Source organism: Actinomadura logoneensis (assembly GCF_003428695.1).
Lineage (GTDB): Bacteria > Actinomycetota > Actinomycetes > Streptosporangiales > Streptosporangiaceae > Spirillospora > Spirillospora logoneensis.
The window spans coordinates 1-899 of record NZ_QURH01000431.1; the positions used below are offsets into that span (position 1 = coordinate 1).

The following is an 899-nucleotide window of genomic DNA, read 5'->3' on the forward strand; positions in this document are numbered from 1 at the left end:
TCGTCCAGGACCTGACCGCGGCGGGGCACCCGCCGCCGCCCGCGGTCCCCGAGGCGGAACGGCTCGACCCGCTCCGCGCGCGGTTCCTGCGGCACCGCGCGATCGCCGGGCACCTCGCCCGGCTGGCCGCGCGGCGTCCGCTGCTGCTGGTCTTCGACGACCTGCACTGGGCGGACGAGGAGACCCTCGCGCTGCTGACCGCCCTCGCGGCCGGGGACGCGTCCGGGGATGCGCCCGGGGGCCGCGTCCTCATCGTCGGGACCTACCGGGCGGGGGAGATCCCCGGCGCGCTCGCCGAGACGCTGGCGCGCCTCGCCCGCGCCGAACCCGCCCGGATCTACCTCGGCGGCCTCGCCCCCTCCGACACCGACCACCTCGTCCGCGCCCTGGCCCGCGGACCCCTGCCGGACGAGGCGGTGCGGGCGGTCCGCGAACGCAGCGGCGGCAACCCGTTCTTCGTCCGCGAGCTGGTCCGCCTGTGGGAGGACGACGGCGCGCTCGACGAGGTGCCCGCCGGAGTCCGCGACGTCCTGCGGCACCGGTTCGGCGCCCTGCCGGACGCGACGCGCGCCGTCCTCAACCAGGCGGCCGTCCTGGGCGACGACATCGACCTCGACGTCCTGATCGCCCTCGCCGGGGACGAGGAAGGGGTGCTGGACGCGGTCGAGCGGGGCCTGCGCGCGAGCTTCCTCGCCGAACCGGGACGCGGCCGGCTCGCGTTCGCGCACCCCCTGGTCCGCGAGACCCTCTACGCGGACCTGCCGGACGCCCGGCGCGTCCGCTGGCACGCCCGCATCGCCGACCTGGTCGGACGCGGCCGTCCGGAGGACGTGGAGGCCGTCGCGCACCACCTGCTGCGCGGCCCGGGCGGCCCGCCCGCCGCCCGCCAGGCCCGCGCC

1 protein-coding gene is annotated in these 899 nt (G+C 79.0%); it reads left to right on the forward strand.

Annotation, left to right across the window (positions count from 1 at the left end):
- Positions 1-899, forward strand: an 899-nt coding sequence (locus tag DZF91_RS23125) for an AAA family ATPase (protein WP_147341291.1), incomplete at both ends; no start/stop codon positions are given.